This window comes from Microbacterium sp. PRF11 (assembly GCF_031844085.1).
GTDB lineage: Bacteria > Actinomycetota > Actinomycetes > Actinomycetales > Microbacteriaceae > Microbacterium.
The window spans coordinates 234,735-251,945 of record NZ_JAUZUP010000001.1 but is presented as its reverse complement, the minus strand read 5'-3'; the positions used below and the strand labels follow the sequence as shown (position 1 = coordinate 251,945).

Genomic DNA, 17,211 nt, shown 5'->3' with positions numbered 1-17,211 from the left:
ACCGCCGGCGCGGACCCGGGAAACGCCTGTGCGACGCGGGACGCATCCGTGCCGCGGGTCGCGAGGCGTGCGGCATCCCGGGTATCGTAGGAGGGTTGTCGGCACCGGTCGTGTCGACGAAAGCTGAACAACGGAGGGCCTTGTGGACATCGATCTCGCACTTCTGAAGACGATCGAACGCGAGAAGGAGATCCCCTTCGACGAACTCGCGCGCATCATCGAGCAGGCGATCCTCACCGCCTACGCCAAGCACATCTCGCCCAGCGGCGAGATCCCGGCGGGCGCCCGCGCCTCGCTCGACCGCAAGACCGGGCACGTGGGCATCTTCACTCCCGTCACCGACGACGAGGGCGCCGTGGTCGGCGAAGAGGAGCAGGCGCCCGACGACTTCGGTCGCATCGCCGCCTTCGCCGCCAAGCAGGTCATCAGCCAGCGTCTGCGCGACATCGCCGACGACGCCGTGCTGGGGGAGTTCCGCGGCAAAGAGGGCGACATCGTCGCGGGCGTCGTGCAGCAGGGCCCCAACCCGCGCATGGTGCACGTCGACCTCGGCACCGTCGAGGCCATCCTCCCGCCCGAGGAGCAGGTCCCCGGTGAGACGTACGCGCACGGCTCCCGCCTCCGCGTGTACGTGACCAGCGTCGCCAAGGGCAACAAGGGACCGCAGATCACCGTGTCGCGCACCCACCCGGGTCTGGTCCGCAAGCTCTTCGCGCTCGAGGTCCCCGAGATCGCGGCCGGCCTGGTCGAGATCGTCTCGCTCGCGCGCGAGGCCGGCCACCGGTCGAAGATCGCCGTCAAGGCGAACGACCCGACGGTGAACGCCAAGGGCGCCTGCATCGGCGAGCTGGGCCGGCGCGTGCGGGCCGTCACCGAGGAGCTCGCGGGCGAGAAGATCGACATCATCGACTACGACGCCGAACTGCCGCGCTTCGTGGCGAACGCGCTGTCGCCGGCCAAGGTCACCTCGTCGTTCGTCCTCGACGCCTCGACCAAGGCGGTTCGCGCGCTCGTCCCCGACTACCAGCTGTCGCTGGCGATCGGCAAGGAGGGGCAGAACGCACGCCTCGCCGCCAAGCTGACCGGCGCCAAGATCGACATCCAGCCCGACAGCATCCTCGAAGACAACTGACCGTCCCACTCCCGCGTGAGCACGAGGTGTAGGATGGAACCCGTACGAACGTGCGTCGGATGCCGCGCACGCGCCCCCCGATCCTCGCTCCTGCGTGTGGTCGCGGACGGGTCGGTCCTCGTCAGAGACGAGAGAGCCGTCCTGCCCGGTCGGGGAGCGTGGGTGCACGAGACGGACGCGTGCGTGGGGAAAGCTCTCGCGCGTCGCGCCTTCGTACGAGCATTGCGTGTGTCAGGCCCGCTTGACACGCAGACCTTCGAATCAACCATCCAGCGAAAAGGCTGAACGGCTATGGACACGAAGTGAACGGCTCGAAATGAGACCCGTCCGCAACTAACGGTCTGCCCTGTCCGGGGTAGACCCCTCAGACAGGAGAATTGTGGCAAAACCACGCGTGCACGAGATCGCTTCCGAGCTCGGCGTCGACAGCAAGGTCGCGCTTGCGAAGCTGAAGGAGCTCGGCGAATTCGTCAAGAGCCCCTCTTCCACCATCGAGCCCCCGGTGGCTCGTAAGCTCCGCGCCGCTCTCGCGGCCGAGGGCTCCTCCGGCTCCTCGGATGCCAAGCCCGCCGCGCCCGCGGCGCGCCCCAGCACCGGCGCCCGTCCCGGTCCCGCGCGTCCCGCGGCGACCCCCGGCGCGCGTCCGTCCGGACCCACCCCCGGACCCGCCAAGCCCGCTGCCCCGGCCGCGGCGCCCGCGCCGGCGGCATCCACCCCCGCTCCGGCCGCTCCCGCGGCCACGCCCGCCGCGAAGCCCGCGGCTCCGGCGGCGACCCCCTCGGCGCCCACGCCGGGTGCGGGTGCCCCCAAGCCCGGCCCGAGCGCGCCCCCGCGTCCGGGCGGAGCCCGTCCGGGCAACAACCCGTTCGCCTCGTCGCAGGGCATGGGCCAGCGTCCCGCCGGTCCCCGTCCCGGCAACAACCCCTTCGCGTCCGCGCAGGGCATGGGCCAGCGTCCGACCCCCGGCAACATCCCGCGTCCGCAGGCCCCGCGTCCCGGTTCGCCGCGTCCCGGCGCCCCGCGTCCCGGCGGTGCCGGTCGTCCCGGTGGCGGCGGTCGTCCCGGCGCTCCGTTCCAGCAGCGTCCCGGCGGTCCCGGTCGTCCCGGCGGTGCCGGCGGCGGCTTCCAGCGTCCCGGTGGCGCACCGGCCGGCGGGTTCGCCGGTCGTCCCGGCGGTGGTGGCGGTCGCGGCCGTGGCCCCGGCGGCGGTACCGCGGGCGCCTTCGGTAAGGGCGGCGGCAAGTCCAAGCAGCGCAAGTCGCGTCGGGCGAAGCGGCAGGAATTCGAGATGCGGTCGGCGCCGGTCGTCGGCGGCGTCAACGTCTCGAAGGGCAACGGCGAGATCATCCGCCTGCGCCGCGGCGCCTCCATCGCCGACTTCGCCGACAAGCTCGAAGCCCTGCGCGGCTACACCGTGCAGCCCGGCACGCTCGTGACCATCCTGTTCAACCTGGGTGAGATGGCCACCGCGACCGAGTCGCTCGACGAGGCCACCTTCGAGGTGCTCGGCGAGGAGCTCGGCTACAAGATCCAGATGGTCTCGCCCGAGGACGAAGACAAAGAGCTCCTCGAGGGCTTCGGTCTCGACCTCGACGCCGAGCTGGAGGCCGAGAGCGAGGACGACCTCGAGATCCGTCCTCCCGTGGTCACCGTCATGGGTCACGTCGACCACGGTAAGACGCGACTGCTCGACGCCATCCGCCAGACCAACGTGGTCGCGGGTGAGGCCGGCGGCATCACGCAGCACATCGGTGCGTACCAGATCTGGACCGAGCACGAGGGCATCGAGCGCGCGATCACCTTCATCGACACCCCGGGTCACGAGGCGTTCACCGCCATGCGTGCCCGTGGTGCGCAGGTGACCGACATCGCGATCCTCGTGGTCGCGGCCGACGACGGCATCATGCCCCAGACGGTCGAGGCGCTGAACCACGCCCAGGCGGCGAACGTGCCCATCGTGGTCGCGGTCAACAAGGTCGACAAGCCCGACGCCAACCCCGCCAAGGTGCGCCAGCAGCTCACCGAGTACGGTCTGGTCGCCGAGGAGTACGGCGGAGACGTCATGTTCGTCGACGTCTCGGCGCGACAGAACCTCAACATCCAGGCCCTCCTGGATGCGGTCCTGCTCACCGCCGACGCCGGCCTCGACCTGACGGCCAACCCGAACAAGGCGGCGCGCGGTGTCGCGATCGAAGCCAAGCTCGACAAGGGCCGCGGGTCGGTCGCCACGGTGCTCATCCAGTCGGGAACGCTGCGCGTCGGCGATGCGATCGTCGCCGGCACGGCTTACGGCCGTGTCCGCGCGATGATGGACGAGAACGGCGAGTCGGTCGAAGAGGCCTACCCGTCGCGTCCCGTGCAGGTGCAGGGTCTCAACTCGGTCCCCCGAGCCGGCGACGTCTTCATCGTCACCGAGGAGGACCGCACCGCGCGCCAGATCGCCGAGAAGCGCGAAGCTGCCGAGCGCAACGCCCAGCTGGCCAAGGCCCGCAAGCGCATCTCGCTCGAGGACTTCACCCGCGCTCTCGAAGAGGGCAAGGTCGAGTCGCTCAACCTCATCATCAAGGGTGACGTGTCGGGTGCCGTCGAGGCGCTCGAGGAGTCGCTGCTCAAGATCGAGGTCGACGACAGCGTCCAGCTGCGCATCATCCACCGCGGTGTGGGTGCGATCACCGAGTCGGACATCAACCTGGCCACGATCGACAACGCGATCGTGATCGGCTTCAACGTCCGTCCCGACACGAAGGCCCGCGAGCGCGCCGCCCGCGAGGGTGTCGACGTGCGGTTCTACTCGGTCATCTACAACGCGATCGACGACGTCGAGCAGTCGCTCAAGGGCCTGCTCAAGCCGGAGTTCGAAGAGGTGCAGTCGGGTGTCGCCGAGATCCGCGAGGTGTTCCGCTCCTCGAAGTTCGGCAACATCGCCGGTGTCATCGTGCGGTCGGGGACGATCACGCGCAACGCCAAGGCCCGCGTCATCCGCGACGGTGTCGTGCTGGCCGACGGCCTGGCCATCGAGTCGCTGCGTCGCTTCAAGGACGACGTCACCGAGGTCCGCACGGACTTCGAGTGCGGTATCGGCCTGGGCAAGTTCAACGACATCCAGGTCGGCGACGAGATCGAAACGACGGAAATGGTCGAGAAGCCGCGAGGCTGATCGTCGTGCGGGGGTCGTGCCACGTGGCGCGGCCCCCGCTTCGGCCTGCGGGGTGTGCATCTCCGAGAGCAGAGCGGGGCCCCTACCCCGATGCTCTCGGAGATGCACACCCCTCCGGCCTACGCTGGTGCAGTTGCCACGCGACGCGCCTCCCACCCGGCGATGAGCCACGGGGGCACTCGACTCGCGGCGGTATGGGAAAAGAAGGAGAAGGACGTGGCAGGGGAACGACAGGCGCGAGTGGCGGACCGGATCCGCGTGGTGCTCGCCGAACGGCTCGAGAAGGGTCTGCGCGACCCGCGACTCGGGTTCGTGACGATCACCGATGTGCGGGTCACCGGTGACCTCCAGCACGCGTCGGTGTTCTACACCGTCATGGGCGACGAGGCGCACCGCAACGACACCGCGGCGGCGCTGAAATCGGCGACCGGCATGCTGCGCAGCGAGGTCGGCAAGAACCTCAACACGCGACTGACTCCGACGCTCGAGTTCATCCTCGACGCGATCCCCGAGAACGCCGACCACATCTCCGCCCTGCTGCGCGAAGCGCGCGAGCGCGATGAGTCGGTCGCCGCCTCCGCCGCCGCGGCCACGTACGCCGGCGACGCCGACCCGTACGTCAAGCCGCGCGAGCACGACGACTTCGACGACGACGAGGACGCCGCGCGCGACTGAGTCCCGAGACGACACGGCCGGATGACGCCCTGAGGGGTGGCATCCGGCCGTCGTTCTTCCCGGGTGTCTCCCGTCTCCGCGGCGGCGGGCTCGGTCTGCGCCGCCGTGAGGGCCCGCCGGAGCACGGAACCCGCCCCGGACACGTCGCCGACGGGCGGAATCAGGATGCCGCGTGGCCGGGCAGGCGGAGGAGGCCGTCCACCGCTTCGACGAGGCCGTCGGCGATGAGCGAGTCGATCGCTCTGTCGCGCTGGACGGTATCGGGCCAGTCCGCCAGGATCGCGACGAGGGGGACGGGAGCGGGGGCCGCCTGGCGCAGCGTCTGCAGCACGACGCCGCGGGCCTGCCGGTCGCTGCCCTCGTACGTCGCCTGGCGGCGTCGGCGGTCCTCGGACTCCGGGTACCCCGCCGCTCGCCACGCGCACAGGTCCGACAGGGGGCACACCTCGCACTTCGGAGACCGGGCAGTGCAGACGAGCGCCCCGAGCTCCATCGCCGCGGCGTTCACGATCGCGGCATCCGGGATGTCGGTGGGGAGCTCGGCTTCCATCGCCGCGAGGTCGCGCTTGTGCGGCGGCCCGGGTTGCGCGCGCCCCTCGACGGCGCGGGCCAGCACGCGGCGCGTGTTGGTGTCGACCACCGGATGCCGGTCCCCGTAGGCGAAGACGGCGACGGCGCGCGCGGTGTAGTCGCCGATCCCCGTCAGCGCGAGCAGCGCGTCGACGTCACGCGGGACGACGCCGTCGTGACGATCGCGGATCTCGACGGCCGCGCGGTGCAGCCACAGCGCGCGTCGGGGGTACCCGAGGTTCGCCCACTGCGTGACGGCGTCGCCCGGGGGCGAGGCGGCGAGAGCGCTCGGGGTGGGCCAGCGCGCGAGCCACGCCCCCAGGAGCGGGATGACGCGGTTCACCGGGGTCTGCTGCAGCATGAACTCGCTCACGAGCGTGCCCCAGGCGCCGAACCCGTCGCGACGCCACGGAAGATCGCGCGCCGCGTCGCGGTACCAGGCGATGAGCGGCGCGGCGAGTCCTGGCATCCCTCCAGCCTAGGAGGAGCGCAGCCGTCGGCGCTCCGGGAGGAGAGGCGGCGGCCGGATGCAGCGGGCGGCGGTGTCGGTGGTCGACCGTAGGCTGGAGGCATGCCGAGCGAGAACCCCGTCGAGACCCTGCAGCGGAGCCTCCGCGACCTGATGCGGCAGAACGCCCGCGCCGGTCGCGTGGTCGTGGCGATCGAGGCGCTGGACGCCGACGGCGCCCGCGCCTTCGCCGACGGATTCGCCGCGGCGGTCGCCGCCGACGGCACCGAGGTGCAGCGGGCGAGCGTCGACGATGCGCAGACCGATGTGCGCGAGACCGTCGTGGCACCGTTCCGCGCCGGGCAGGGAGATGCCGTGCTCGTCGTCGACGGCGTCTTCCTCCAGACGGCGGAGCGTCGCGGGCTCTGGAACTTCTCGGTGTGGTTAGAGGTCAACCCGCCCGTCGGCGCTCCGCGCCCGGAACTGCCCGAGGAGCAGGGGCACTACGTCCGCACGGCGCGCCCGCGCGTCGCGGCTTCGGTCATCGTCGAGAACTCCGACCCCGCCCACCCCGTGCAGGTCTTCGGGGACTTCTGCTGATGGTCCGCCCCGGCATCCTCCTGGTCGACAAGCCAGGGGGCATCACCAGCCATGACGTCGTGTCGCGGGCCCGGCGAGCGTTGGGCACCCGCAAGATCGGCCACGCGGGCACGCTCGACCCCATGGCGACGGGCCTGCTCGTGCTCGGTGTCGAGGGCGCGACCCGGCTGCTCACCTACATCGTGGGCGCCGACAAAACCTACGAGGCCACGATCCTGCTCGGCGTCAGCACCGACAGCGACGACGCCGACGGGGTCGAGACCTCTCGAGCGGATGCCGCCGCTGTGGAGGCCGTGACGGACGAGGCGATCGCGGCGGGCATCGCCGGGCTCACCGGTGAGATCGATCAGGTGCCGAGCACGGTCTCGGCGATCAAGGTCGCCGGGCGCCGCGCGTATGACCTCGCCCGTGCCGGCGAAGAGGTCGAGCTCACGGCCCGGCGGGTCACTATCTCTCGCTTCGACGTGAACGTCACCCGCCGCTCAGGGGCGACGATTGAACTCGACGTCGTCGTCGACTGCACCAGCGGGACGTACATCCGCGCCCTCGCCCGCGACCTGGGACGTGCCCTCGGCGTGGGCGGGCACCTCACGGCGCTTCGTCGTACGCGCATCGGGGCCTTCGACGTCTCGGCCGCGGCATCCGTCGACGACCTCGCCGAGGGAGTGCTCGTCGAACCCGCCACCGCGGCGGCGGTCGTCGTCGGTGCCCTGGCGGTGGGGGCCGACGAGGCCCGCGACCTCCGCCACGGCAAGCGCATCGACGGGGGAGGGCGGCTGACCGGTCCTCGGGCAGCCGCGATCGACCCCGACGGCCGGCTCGTCGGCATCGTCGAGAAGCGCGGGACGCAGCTCAAGAGCGCCATGAACATGCCCGAGGAGGCCGCCCGATGATCCTGTGGTTCACGCTCGCGCAGGTCGGTGTCGCCGTCCTGGCCGGCGTCGTGGCGATCATCGCGGGTCTCATCGGTCGCCGCCCCGGAGACGTGACCGTCGGCTCGCTCGCCCTCATCGAGCTGCTGCTCATCGTGCAGATCGTCGTGGCGATCATCGCGCCGTTCGCGGGCAACCCGCCGTCGGGGAGCCTGCTGGAGTTCTGGACCTATCTCGTGTCCGCCGCCCTCGTGCCGGTCGCGGGTGCCGCCTGGGCCCTGATCGAACGCAGCCGCTGGAGCACCGTGGTCATGGGCGTCGCCGCCCTCGCCGTCGCCGTGATGGTGTGGCGCATGCACGTCATCTGGACCGTGCAGATCGCCTGAGTCCGGGCCGCCGGGCGGCGCGGCCGCGGGCGAACTAGAATCGACAGGTCATGGCATCCACCACTCCCACCCGCCGTCGGGGGATGACCGGCATCGGCCGTGTCCTCGTCGTCGTCTACGGCATCATGGCGCTCGCCGCCACGGGCCGTTCCTTCGTGCAGATCGTGCGCGAGTTCGACGACGCGCCCCTGGCGTATTCGCTGTCCGCCCTCGCCGCGGTGGTGTACATCCTCGCCACGCTCGCGCTCGTCTTCTCGGCACGACCCGCCTGGTACCGCGTGGCGTGGATCGCGATCGTCTTCGAGCTCGTGGGCGTGCTCGTCGTCGGCACCCTCAGCCTCGTGCTCCCCGCGCTCTTCCAGCATCCGACGGTGTGGTCGGTCTACGGGTACGGCTACCTCTTCATCCCGCTCGTGCTGCCGTTCCTCGGACTGTGGTGGCTCGTGCGGCACCGCCGGACAACGTCGTGATCGTCTTCCGCGACCCCGCGGAGGTCCCCGCCGGTTTCGGGCCGTCGGTCGTGGCGATCGGCAAGTTCGACGGCGTGCACACCGGCCATCGTGCCGTGATCGACCGCGCTCGCGTCGACGCGTCCGACGGAGCGCGCGTGGTGGCGGTGACCTTCGACCGCAACCCGCTGAGCGTGCTGCGGCCCGAGAAGTGCCCGCCCGACGTCATAGGGCCCCACCAGAAGCTCGACCTGCTCGAGCGGGCCGGGGTGGATGCCACCCTGCTGCTCACCTTCGACCAGGCCCTGGCGGCCATCTCGGCGGAGGAGTTCGTCCGCGGCATCCTCGTCGACGCCCTGCAGGCGAGAACCGTCCTCGTCGGGCGCGACTTCCGCTTCGGCGCCGGGGGAGAGGGCGACCCCGTCCTGCTGGAGCGACTGGGCGCCGAGCACGGCTTCCGCGTCGACGTCGTCGACGACGTGCGGGCGGTCCACGCCGACCGCCGGGTCTCGTCGACGTGGATCCGCGAGGCGCTCTCCGCGGGCGACGTCTCCACGGCCGCGCGGCTGCTCGGTCGAGCCCCCTCCGTGTGGGGCGAGGTCGTCCACGGGCTCAAGCGCGGCCGCGAGCTCGGGTATCCGACCGCCAATCTCTCTGCCGACCTCGAGGGCTTCGTCCCCGCCGACGGCGTCTACGCCGGGTGGCTCGTCGATGTCGACGGGGCCAGGCGCATCAGCTACCCCGCCGCGATCAGCGTGGGGACCAACCCCACCTTCGACGACGTGCACGCACGCCAGGTGGAGGCCTACGTCATCGACGAGACCGGCCTCGACCTCTACGGGCACCACGTCGAGGTGCGCTTCGTCGAGCGGGTGCGCGAGATGACCGCGTTCGCCGGCATCGATGCGCTGCTGGTGCAGATGGCCGACGACGTCGAACGCGCGCGGGCGATCCTGCGCTGAGCGCGGGGGCGCAGGGCGGGCGGCATGCGGGCCTGAGTCGCGTGGTGTGTTGCGGGTGGGTCGGTGGGGCTCGGGGCGTGTCACGTGGCCCCGGGGCGTCGTGTGTGGCCCCGGGGCCACGGCGGGCCTGGCGACGGGACCCTGAGTAGCGCGGTGTGTTGCGGGTGGGTCGGTGAGGCTCGGGGCGTGTTGCGTGGCCCCGGGGCGTCGTGTGTGGCCCCGGGGCCACGGGCAGCGAACCGCCGCGCGCGACCACCGCATGCCGCACGGCCCGACCGGCCCGGCGTCACTCCTGCCGCGACAGGTGATTCCGGATGCCGAGGAACGATGCCGCCGCCCCGAGCACCATCAGCGCGGCGGTGAAGACGGCCGCGCGATGGAAGCCGTCGAGGTCGAGGGAGCCGCCGACGACGGCCGACACGGCGGCGATCGCGAGCAGTCCCGCCACCCGCGACACGGCGTTGTTCACGGCCGAGGCGATGCCCGACTGCTCGGTGTCGATCGCCCCGAGCACCGCGGCGGTCAGGGGCGACACGGTCGCGGTGAGACCCAGGCCCCACACCACCACCGCCGGCAGCACCTGCGTCCAGTAGTCGAAGTCCGCCCGTACGCTCAGCAGCAGCAGCGCCCCCACCGCCATCACGACGGGTCCGAGCGTCATGAACAGTCGCGGCCCGAAGCGGCCGGCGAGCGCACCCATGCGCGAGCTGAGCAGGATCATCAGCACCGTGCTCGGCAGCGACGCGAGCCCGGCGAGCGTTGCGGACAGTCCCGCGCCTTGCTGGAGGTACACGCTGACGACGAAACCGTTCAGCGACAGCGCGGCGTACACGAACACCGTCGCGAGGTTGCCGGCCCAGAAGTTGCGGGATCGGAAGAGATCGAGCGGCATCATCGGATCGCGCGCGGTGCGTTGGCGTGCGAGGAAGCCTGCGAAAGACAGGATGCCGATGACCCCCGGCACCCAGATGACCGGCGACGCCCAGCCCAGGTTCGGCTGCTCGATGAGGGCGAAGACGATCCCGCCGAGACCCAGGGCGCACAGCACCGCCCCGATGATGTCGACGCGCGCGCCGGAGCGCCGCTGGTCGCGGTGGCCGAGGCGGGCGAGCAGCCACATGGTCACCGCGATCGGCAGCACGTTGACGAGGAACACCAGTCGCCACGACAGGGTGTCGACGAAGATGCCGCCGATGAGGGGGCCGGCGATCATGGCCACGGTCGTCGCGCCCGTCCAGATGCCGATCGCGCGGGCCTGAGCGGGTCCGCGGAACGTGGAGGTGATGAGGGCGAGAGAGCTCGGCACGAGCAGGGCGCCCGCGATGCCCTGCAATGCCCGCGCGACGATGAGGAACTCGGCGGTGGGTGCGGCCGCGATGGCGAGGGAGGTCACCCCGAAGCCGATCAGGCCGATACGCAGCACCACGATGCGGCCGAGCACGTCGCTGAGCGAGCCGGCCACGAGGATGAAGGCGCCGAGTGTCACGAGGTAGGCGTCGACGACCCACTGCTGGGTCGACAGGCCGCCGCCCAGTTCTCCCGCGATCGCGGGGAGGGCCACGGTGACCACGGTCCCGTCGAGGAACGACACGAACGAGGCGAGGACCGCGATCGCCAGCACGGTGCGCTGTTCGCGCGTCATCGTCTCGGTCACCGTTCCAGCGTAGGGTCGGCCGCCTACATCGGGGCGGAGACGTCGACGTCGCAGGCCCTCCCTCACTGCTCCGGGAATACCCCCAGGGGGTATCGTGGTTGTCAGCGGTGAACGGAGGGACAGCCATGGGCGAACGCGCCGAGACCAGCGAAGCGGTCCTCGACATCGAGGGAATGACCTGCGCGAGCTGCGTGGCTCGCGTCGAGAAGCGGCTCGGCCGCGTCGAGGGTGTCGAGGCTGCGGTCAATCTCGCGACCGAGACCGCGCGGGTGCGCTATCCGTCCGACCTCGATCCCGCGGCCCTCGTCGACGCCGTTCGCGCCGCCGGATACGACGCCACCGTGCGCACGCGTTCGACCTCCTCCGCCGATTCCGCGCCGGCATCCGTCTCTTCGAGCTCCCTCTCACGTGAGCACCCGGATGCCGGCACCCCGGCGCCCGAAGCCGTCCCCGTGCCCGCACCCGGAGGCGAGATCGACGCGGTGACCGGCGCCGGCATCGCCGAGGCGCACGCACGTGGCGGGCACGAGGCCGCGACCGGCCGGGCCCCCGACGGGATCGCGGCCCACGGCGGCCACGTCCACGACACCGCCGACGCGTCCGGCTCCACGCCGCTGCGCGTGCGGCTGTGGGTCTCCCTCGCGCTGGCCGTACCCGTGGTCGCGCTCGGCATGATCCCGGCGTGGCAGTTCCCCGGGTGGCAGTGGGTGTCGCTCGCGCTCGCGACGCCGATCGTGCTCTGGGGCGGCTGGCCCTTCCACCGTGCGACGCTGCGCAACGCCCGACACGGGGCCGCGACCATGGACACGCTGATCACCCTGGGCACCTTCGCGGCTTACCTGTGGAGCGTCTGGGCGCTCGTGTTCGGGACGGCCGGGCGGATCGGCATCCGGCACGAGGTCATGCTCTTCGGTCCCGTGCACGACGCGACCAGCGTCGTCTACTTCGAGGTCGCCGCCGCGGTGACGGTGTTCCTGCTGCTCGGGCGCGTGATCGAGCAGCGCTCGACCCGGCGCGCCGGGGCGGCGTTGCGCTCCCTGCTCGACCTCGGCGCGCGGGAGGCGGAGCTCGCCGACGGAGGCCGCATCGACATCGACCGGCTCGCGGTCGGCGACCTCTTCGTCGTGCGGCCGGGCGCCACGGTCGCCACCGACGGAGAGGTACTGGAGGGGCGGGCCTCGATCGACGAGAGCATGCTGACCGGAGAAGCCCTGCCGGTCGACGTCGGTCCCGGATCCACCGTCACCGGCGGCACGATCGCCTCGGGCGGCCGGCTGGTCGTCCGCGCCACCGGGGTCGGTGAGCACACCCGGCTCGCGCGCATCGCCCGTCTCGTCGAAGACGCCCAGCTCGGCAAGAGCCGCGTCCAGCGTCTCGCCGACCGCATCTCGGGCGTCTTCGTGCCGGTCGTCATCGTCCTCGCCGTGGCGACCCTCGTCGCGTGGCTCCTCGCCGGGCAGCCCGTCGCCGCCGGCTTCACCGCGGCGGTCGCGGTGCTCATCATCGCCTGCCCGTGCGCCCTGGGCCTGGCCACGCCCATCGCGATCCTCGTCGGTACGGGCCGCGGGGCACAGCTCGGCATTCTCGTCACAGGACCTGCGGCCCTCGAGTCGGCCGAGCGGATCGACACGATCGTGCTCGACAAGACGGGCACGCTGACCAGCGGCCGCATGAGCGTCGCCGCGGTCACGACGGCCGAGGGCCAGGATGCCGCCGACGCCCTGCGGCGGATCGCCGCGGTCGAACGCGGGTCGGAGCATCCCGTCGCTCATGCGATCGTCGAGGCCGCGGGGGAGGGCGTCGTCGCCGCCGACCTCGAGGCGCTGCCCGGCCGTGGCGTCACGGGCCTCGTCGACGGTGTGCGCGTGTTCGCCGGCCGGCCGGCGCTTGCCGCCGATCTCGGCGCGGATCTTCCTGCGGCGCTCGCCGCGGCGGTCGAGGCGGGCGAGCGGCGCGGCACCGTCGTGGTCGCCGGCTGGGCTGGCCCCGACGGAGCGATGACCGCCCGGGCCGTGATCGAGGTGTCCGACACCGTGCGTCCGGAGAGCGCCGCGGCGATCGCCCAGCTGAAGGCGATGGGCCTGGAACCCGTGCTCCTCACCGGCGACAACGAGCACGTCGCCCGCGCGGTCGCCGCCGAGCTCGGCATCGAGCGTGTGCGAGCCGGCGTCCTCCCCGAGGGCAAGGTCGACGAGATCGCGGCGCTGCGCCGCGAAGGGCGCACCGTCGCGATGGTCGGCGACGGGGTCAACGACGCCGCCGCACTGGCATCCGCCGATCTGGGGATCGCGATGGGCGGGGGGACGGATGCCGCGCTGCACGCCAGCGACATCGCCCTCATGCGCGACGACCCGCGGGGGATCGTCACGGCCCTGACCCTCAGCCGTCGGACGATGCGCATCATTCGCGGCAACCTCTTCTGGGCCTTCGCGTACAACGTCGCCGCGCTGCCCCTGGCGGCGCTCGGGCTGCTGAACCCCATGCTCGCGGGCGCGGCGATGGCGTTCTCGAGCGTCTTCGTCGTGCTGAACAGTCTGCGTCTGCGCCGCTGACGCGCGCGTGAGGCGCCAGAATCTGTCGCCTGGCGGTCCCGTTCGGCGACAAATCCTGGCACCTCACGCGGAAAGGTGATCCCGGCCGCTAGAATGGGGGCGACCCCGACTTCCGCTGTCCTCGCGAGCCGTTCCGGCGTAGACGCGTTGCGGGTCGCCGACACCGCTTCTTCGGCGGCGGTTCGAGCGACGAACTCCGGGGTCACTGATCCACCGGCATTCGCCGGACGCTCCGGATCGTCATCCGGACGACACGCTCAGGAGGAGCATGCCGACCACGGCAACCGCGTCCCGAGGCTCGAGCCAACGGCGCAGGAAGACCACGTCATCCCGACGCGATGATGAAGCACCCGTCATCCCGATCCTCGCCCGAAAGGTGCGCGAGGTCGAGGCCAAGGCGCAGCGCGGAAAGCTCGGGCCCACCAACCGGGTGAAGTTCCAGGTGATCGCGTTCCTCGTGCGCGAGGAACGCGCTCGCGTCAAGGCTGACACCGAGATCACCGACGCCGCCCGCGCCGAACTGCTCAAGCGCCTCGACGGCGTCGCGACGATCCTCGCCAAGACGGCCGCGCGCGACACCTCGCTCATCCAGCTGCTCGAGGTCGATCAGGCCACCTCTCCCGTCGCCCGACGCATGCGTCGCGACTGGCTGCTGGAGTCGGGAGCCGAGCTGCCGCCCGACGAGCTCATCATCACCGACAACACGCCCAAGGTGGCCCCGGTCGTCCCGGCGGCTCTCGCCGAGAAGCAGGTCGTGCCGGCATCCATCGAGGCGCGCCAGATGGCGAACCCCTTCCTCGCGCCCGACCTCACCCCCCGCCCGAGCGGAGACGCCCCGCGTCGCCGCCTCGACGGCTGGGAGCTGATGGGCCCCCTCTACAAGGCGTTCGAGACCGGCGCCGGCGGCTCCGCCGCGAGCATGGAGCTGCCGCCCGTGCCCGAGTTCGACCGCGTCTCGCCGCGCGGACTCGAAGTCATGCCGCACCAGTCGCGCTTCCTCGAGGCCGTGCGCCAGGGGCACCGCTCGTTCCTGCTCGCCGACGAGCCGGGTCTGGGCAAGACCGCCGAGTCGGTCCTGGCCGCCTCGGTCGCCGACGCGTACCCGCTGCTGGTCGTCGTGCCCAACGTCGTGAAGATGAACTGGGCTCGCGAGGTGCAGCGCTGGACGCCGCACCGCCGAGCGACCGTGATCTCGGGCGGCGGCGCCGACATCGACGCCTTCGCCGACGTGTTCATCGTCAACTACGAGATCCTCGACCGGCACCTGTCGTGGCTGTCGTCGATCGGCCTCAAGGGCGTGGTCGTCGACGAGGCGCACTTCATCAAGAACCTCACGTCGCAGCGCTCGCAGAACGTGCTGGCCCTGGCATCCCGTGTCCGTCAGCAGACGCGCGACCCGCTCATGCTGGCACTGACCGGTACTCCGCTGATCAACGACGTCGAGGACTTCGACGCCATCTGGCGTTTCCTCGGGTGGACGAACGGCGAGAAGCCCGGCCCCGAGCTCATGGAGAAGCTGGATGCCACCGGCCTGACCCCCGCCGACAAGGCGTTCTACCCCGAGGCGCGCGAGGCCGTGATCTCGATGGGCATCGTGCGACGCAAGAAGAAGGACGTCGCCGCCGACCTGCCCGACAAGCTCGTGGCCGACCTCCCCGTCGAGCTCGACGACGAATACGGTCGCTCGATCCGCCAGGCCGAGCGCGAACTCGGCGCCCGCCTCGCGGCGAAGTACCGTCGCATCATCGAGGCGCGCGGCGATCGGGGCCTCGCCGCCGGCGAGATCGACGAGGACATCGTGCGCCTCGTCGCGCACGGCGAGCTCGAAGAGAGCAAGGCCGCGGGCTCGGGCAGCGAGAACGTCTTCACGATGGTCCGCCGCATCGGTCAGGCCAAGGCGCACCTCGCGGCCGACTACGCCGTGCAGCTGCAGCGTTCGGTCGGCAAGGTCGTCTTCTTCGCGAAGCACATCGACGTGATGGATGCCGCGGAGGCCCACTTCAAAGCCTCCGGCCTCAAGGCCGTGTCGGTGCGCGGTGAACAGACCTCCACCGCGCGCCAGGCCGCGATCGACGCGTTCAACAGCGACCCCGACGTGGGGATCGCGGTGTGCTCGCTGACCGCCGCCGGTGTCGGCCTGAACATGCAGGCCGCGTCGAACGTCGTGCTCGCCGAGCTGTCGTGGACCGCCGCCGAGCAGACGCAGGCGATCGACCGCGTGCACCGCATCGGCCAGGAGGAGCCCGTCACCGCGTGGCGCATCATCGCCGCGCACACGATCGACACCAAGATCGCCGAGCTCATCGACTCGAAGGAGGGTCTCGCCGCGCGCGCCCTCGACGGCCAGGCCATCGAGCCCGGCTCGAGCGACTCCGTGCAGCTCTCGGCGCTCATGCACCTGCTGCGCCAGGCGCTCGGCAAGGCCTGATTCGCGTTGTCACGAACGTCCCGGCGCTTCGGCGCCGGGGCGTTCGTGCGTGCTGGGCTCTTCGGTTCGGGGCGGATTCGGCGGCTCGGGGCGAAGATGGCCCGCCCCGAAGAGCAGGATTCGCCCCGAACCTCGGGCTCGGGTCGCTGAGCGCGCGGCGACGGAGCAGACCCGGGGCCGGGTGCGTGGTCCGCCTCCGTCACCGTGTGGCAGCGGTCCCGCCCGCGGCGATAAGGTCGAAGACGGCAACGGCGCCGCCCCCTCCACCCGAACCACAGCACCAAGAGGACTCTGCCCATGAAGATCGGCATCCTGACCAGCGGCGGCGACTGCCCCGGGCTGAACGCGGTCATCCGTGGCGTCGTGCTGAAGGGCACGACGAACTACGACATCGAGTTCGTCGGCATCCGCGACGGGTGGCGTGGCGTGGTCGACGGCGACTTCTTCCCGCTCACGCGTCACGAGGTGAAGGGGCTGTCCAAGGTCGGCGGCACCATCCTCGGCACGAGCCGCACCAACCCCTACGAGGGTGCGCGCGGCGGCGCCGAGAACATCTCCAAGACGATGTACGGTCACCGGCTCGACGGCATCCTGGCCATCGGTGGCGAGGGCACCCTGGCCGCGGCCGACCGTCTGTCGAAGGACGGCATCAACGTCCTCGGAGTGCCGAAGACGATCGACAACGACCTGCGCGCGACCGACTACTCGTTCGGCTTCGACACCGCCGTCAACATCGCGACGGATGCCATGGACCGCCTGCGCACGACCGGTGACTCGCACCAGCGCTGCATGGTGGCCGAGGTCATGGGCCGCCACGTCGGCTGGATCGCGCTGCACGCGGGCATCGCCGCGGGCGCGCACGTGATCTGCATCCCCGAGGTGCCCATGTCGATCGAGGAGATCGTCGAGCAGGTCACCCGCGCGCACGACCGCGGCCGCGCGCCCCTGGTCGTCGTGTCGGAGGGCTTCAAGCTCAAGGGCATGGACGAGGCGTTCAGCGACAAGGGTCTCGACGCCTTCAACCGCCCCCGCCTCGGCGGCATCGGCGAGCTCCTGGCCCCCGAGATCGAGCGCCTGACCGGCATCGAGACCCGCTCCACCGTCCTCGGCCACATCCAGCGCGGCGGGTCGCCCTCCGGCTTCGACCGCGTCCTCGCGACGCGCCTGGGCCTGCACGCCGCCGATGCCCTGCACGAAGGCGCCTGGGGGCAGATGGTCGCGATGCGCGGCACCGACATCGTGCGCGTCCCCTTCGCCGACGCCCTCGGCGAGCTCAACAGCGTGCCCCTGTACCGCTACGAGGAGGCGGCGGCGCTGTTCGGCTGA

General features: G+C 71.5%; 14 protein-coding genes. 12 read left to right on the top strand and 2 right to left on the bottom strand.

The annotated features are described in order from the left end of the window. Positions 1-142 precede the first annotated feature (142 nt). From nusA to rbfA, 4 genes are all read left to right on the top strand, one after another. The gene (gene nusA, locus Q9R20_RS01265) at positions 143-1,132 is read left to right on the top strand and encodes a transcription termination factor NusA (RefSeq protein ID WP_295839708.1); all 990 of its coding nucleotides are present in this window, start codon (positions 143-145) and stop codon (positions 1,130-1,132) included. A 33-nt stretch (positions 1,133-1,165) separates the two neighbouring features. Beyond that, positions 1,166-1,417, top strand: a complete 252-nt coding sequence (locus Q9R20_RS01260; protein ID WP_295839709.1) for a YlxR family protein — start codon at positions 1,166-1,168, stop codon at positions 1,415-1,417. A gap of 94 nt (positions 1,418-1,511) precedes the next feature. Further along, a complete protein-coding gene (infB, locus tag Q9R20_RS01255) occupies positions 1,512-4,289 on the top strand; it encodes a translation initiation factor IF-2 (RefSeq protein ID WP_311247638.1) in 2,778 nt (925 codons plus the stop codon). Positions 4,290-4,505: 216 nt separating this feature from the next. Next, the gene (rbfA, locus tag Q9R20_RS01250) at positions 4,506-4,964 is read left to right on the top strand and encodes a 30S ribosome-binding factor RbfA (protein WP_311247637.1); all 459 of its coding nucleotides are present in this window, start codon (positions 4,506-4,508) and stop codon (positions 4,962-4,964) included. Between the two features lie 160 nt (positions 4,965-5,124). Here rbfA and Q9R20_RS01245 read toward each other — a convergent pair whose 3' ends face one another. Further along, positions 5,125-6,003: an A/G-specific adenine glycosylase gene (locus Q9R20_RS01245; RefSeq protein WP_311247636.1), complete on the bottom strand. Its 879-nt coding sequence runs from the start codon at positions 6,001-6,003 to the stop codon at positions 5,125-5,127. 102 nt (positions 6,004-6,105) lie between these two features. Here Q9R20_RS01245 and Q9R20_RS01240 point away from each other — a divergent pair, with 102 nt between their 5' ends. From Q9R20_RS01240 to Q9R20_RS01220, 5 genes are read left to right on the top strand one after another with little or no spacing between them, the layout of a single operon-like run. Beyond that, positions 6,106-6,582 carry a hypothetical protein gene (locus Q9R20_RS01240; RefSeq protein WP_311247635.1) on the top strand — a complete coding sequence of 159 codons (477 nt, stop codon included), beginning with the start codon at positions 6,106-6,108 and terminating at the stop codon, positions 6,580-6,582. After that, a complete protein-coding gene (gene truB, locus Q9R20_RS01235; RefSeq protein WP_311247634.1) occupies positions 6,582-7,475 on the top strand; it encodes a tRNA pseudouridine(55) synthase TruB in 894 nt (297 codons plus the stop codon). The genes Q9R20_RS01240 and truB overlap by 1 nt, the downstream gene beginning before the upstream one ends. After that, on the top strand, positions 7,472-7,840 hold the full coding sequence (locus tag Q9R20_RS01230; RefSeq protein ID WP_311247633.1) for a hypothetical protein: 369 nt from the start codon (positions 7,472-7,474) through the stop codon (positions 7,838-7,840). The genes truB and Q9R20_RS01230 overlap by 4 nt, the downstream gene beginning before the upstream one ends. A gap of 50 nt (positions 7,841-7,890) precedes the next feature. Further along, positions 7,891-8,310 carry a hypothetical protein gene (locus tag Q9R20_RS01225; protein WP_311247632.1) on the top strand — a complete coding sequence of 140 codons (420 nt, stop codon included), beginning with the start codon at positions 7,891-7,893 and terminating at the stop codon, positions 8,308-8,310. Then, a complete protein-coding gene (locus Q9R20_RS01220; RefSeq protein ID WP_311247631.1) occupies positions 8,307-9,251 on the top strand; it encodes a bifunctional riboflavin kinase/FAD synthetase in 945 nt (314 codons plus the stop codon). Before Q9R20_RS01225 ends, Q9R20_RS01220 begins: the two co-directional genes overlap by 4 nt. Positions 9,252-9,537: 286 nt before the next feature. On the opposite strand, the gene Q9R20_RS01215 is transcribed toward Q9R20_RS01220, so the two are convergent. Next, positions 9,538-10,893 (bottom strand): MFS transporter, encoded by a 1,356-nt coding sequence (locus Q9R20_RS01215; RefSeq protein ID WP_311248383.1) that lies wholly within the window; start codon positions 10,891-10,893, stop codon positions 9,538-9,540. Positions 10,894-11,030: 137 nt separating this feature from the next. On the opposite strand from Q9R20_RS01215, the gene Q9R20_RS01210 reads away from it, so the two are divergent. The 3 genes from Q9R20_RS01210 (at position 11,031) to Q9R20_RS01200 (ending at position 17,211) form a co-directional block, all read left to right on the top strand. Next, entirely contained in the window at positions 11,031-13,457 is a 2,427-nt protein-coding gene (locus Q9R20_RS01210) for a heavy metal translocating P-type ATPase (RefSeq protein ID WP_311247630.1), read from the top strand. Positions 13,458-13,725: 268 nt separating this feature from the next. Beyond that, positions 13,726-15,885 carry a DEAD/DEAH box helicase gene (locus tag Q9R20_RS01205; RefSeq protein ID WP_311247629.1) on the top strand — a complete coding sequence of 720 codons (2,160 nt, stop codon included), beginning with the start codon at positions 13,726-13,728 and terminating at the stop codon, positions 15,883-15,885. Between the two features lie 297 nt (positions 15,886-16,182). Further along, positions 16,183-17,211, top strand: coding sequence for a 6-phosphofructokinase (locus Q9R20_RS01200; protein ID WP_311247628.1), 1,029 nt, complete (start codon positions 16,183-16,185; stop codon positions 17,209-17,211).

Excerpts from the sequence above, each read along its gene's own strand:
- Q9R20_RS01260 (WP_295839709.1), top strand. The coding sequence starts at position 1,166 with ATGGAACCCGTACGAACGTGCGTCGGATGCCGCGCACGCGCCCCCCGA.
- Q9R20_RS01245 (WP_311247636.1), bottom strand. The coding sequence starts at position 6,003 with ATGCCAGGACTCGCCGCGCCGCTCATCGCCTGGTACCGCGACGCGGCG.
- Q9R20_RS01240 (WP_311247635.1), top strand. The coding sequence starts at position 6,106 with ATGCCGAGCGAGAACCCCGTCGAGACCCTGCAGCGGAGCCTCCGCGAC.
- truB (WP_311247634.1), top strand. The coding sequence starts at position 6,582 with ATGGTCCGCCCCGGCATCCTCCTGGTCGACAAGCCAGGGGGCATCACC.
- Q9R20_RS01230 (WP_311247633.1), top strand. The coding sequence starts at position 7,472 with ATGATCCTGTGGTTCACGCTCGCGCAGGTCGGTGTCGCCGTCCTGGCC.
- Q9R20_RS01225 (WP_311247632.1), top strand. The coding sequence starts at position 7,891 with ATGGCATCCACCACTCCCACCCGCCGTCGGGGGATGACCGGCATCGGC.
- Q9R20_RS01215 (WP_311248383.1), bottom strand. The coding sequence starts at position 10,893 with ATGACGCGCGAACAGCGCACCGTGCTGGCGATCGCGGTCCTCGCCTCG.
- Q9R20_RS01210 (WP_311247630.1), top strand. The coding sequence starts at position 11,031 with ATGGGCGAACGCGCCGAGACCAGCGAAGCGGTCCTCGACATCGAGGGA.
- Q9R20_RS01205 (WP_311247629.1), top strand. The coding sequence starts at position 13,726 with ATGCCGACCACGGCAACCGCGTCCCGAGGCTCGAGCCAACGGCGCAGG.
- Q9R20_RS01200 (WP_311247628.1), top strand. The coding sequence starts at position 16,183 with ATGAAGATCGGCATCCTGACCAGCGGCGGCGACTGCCCCGGGCTGAAC.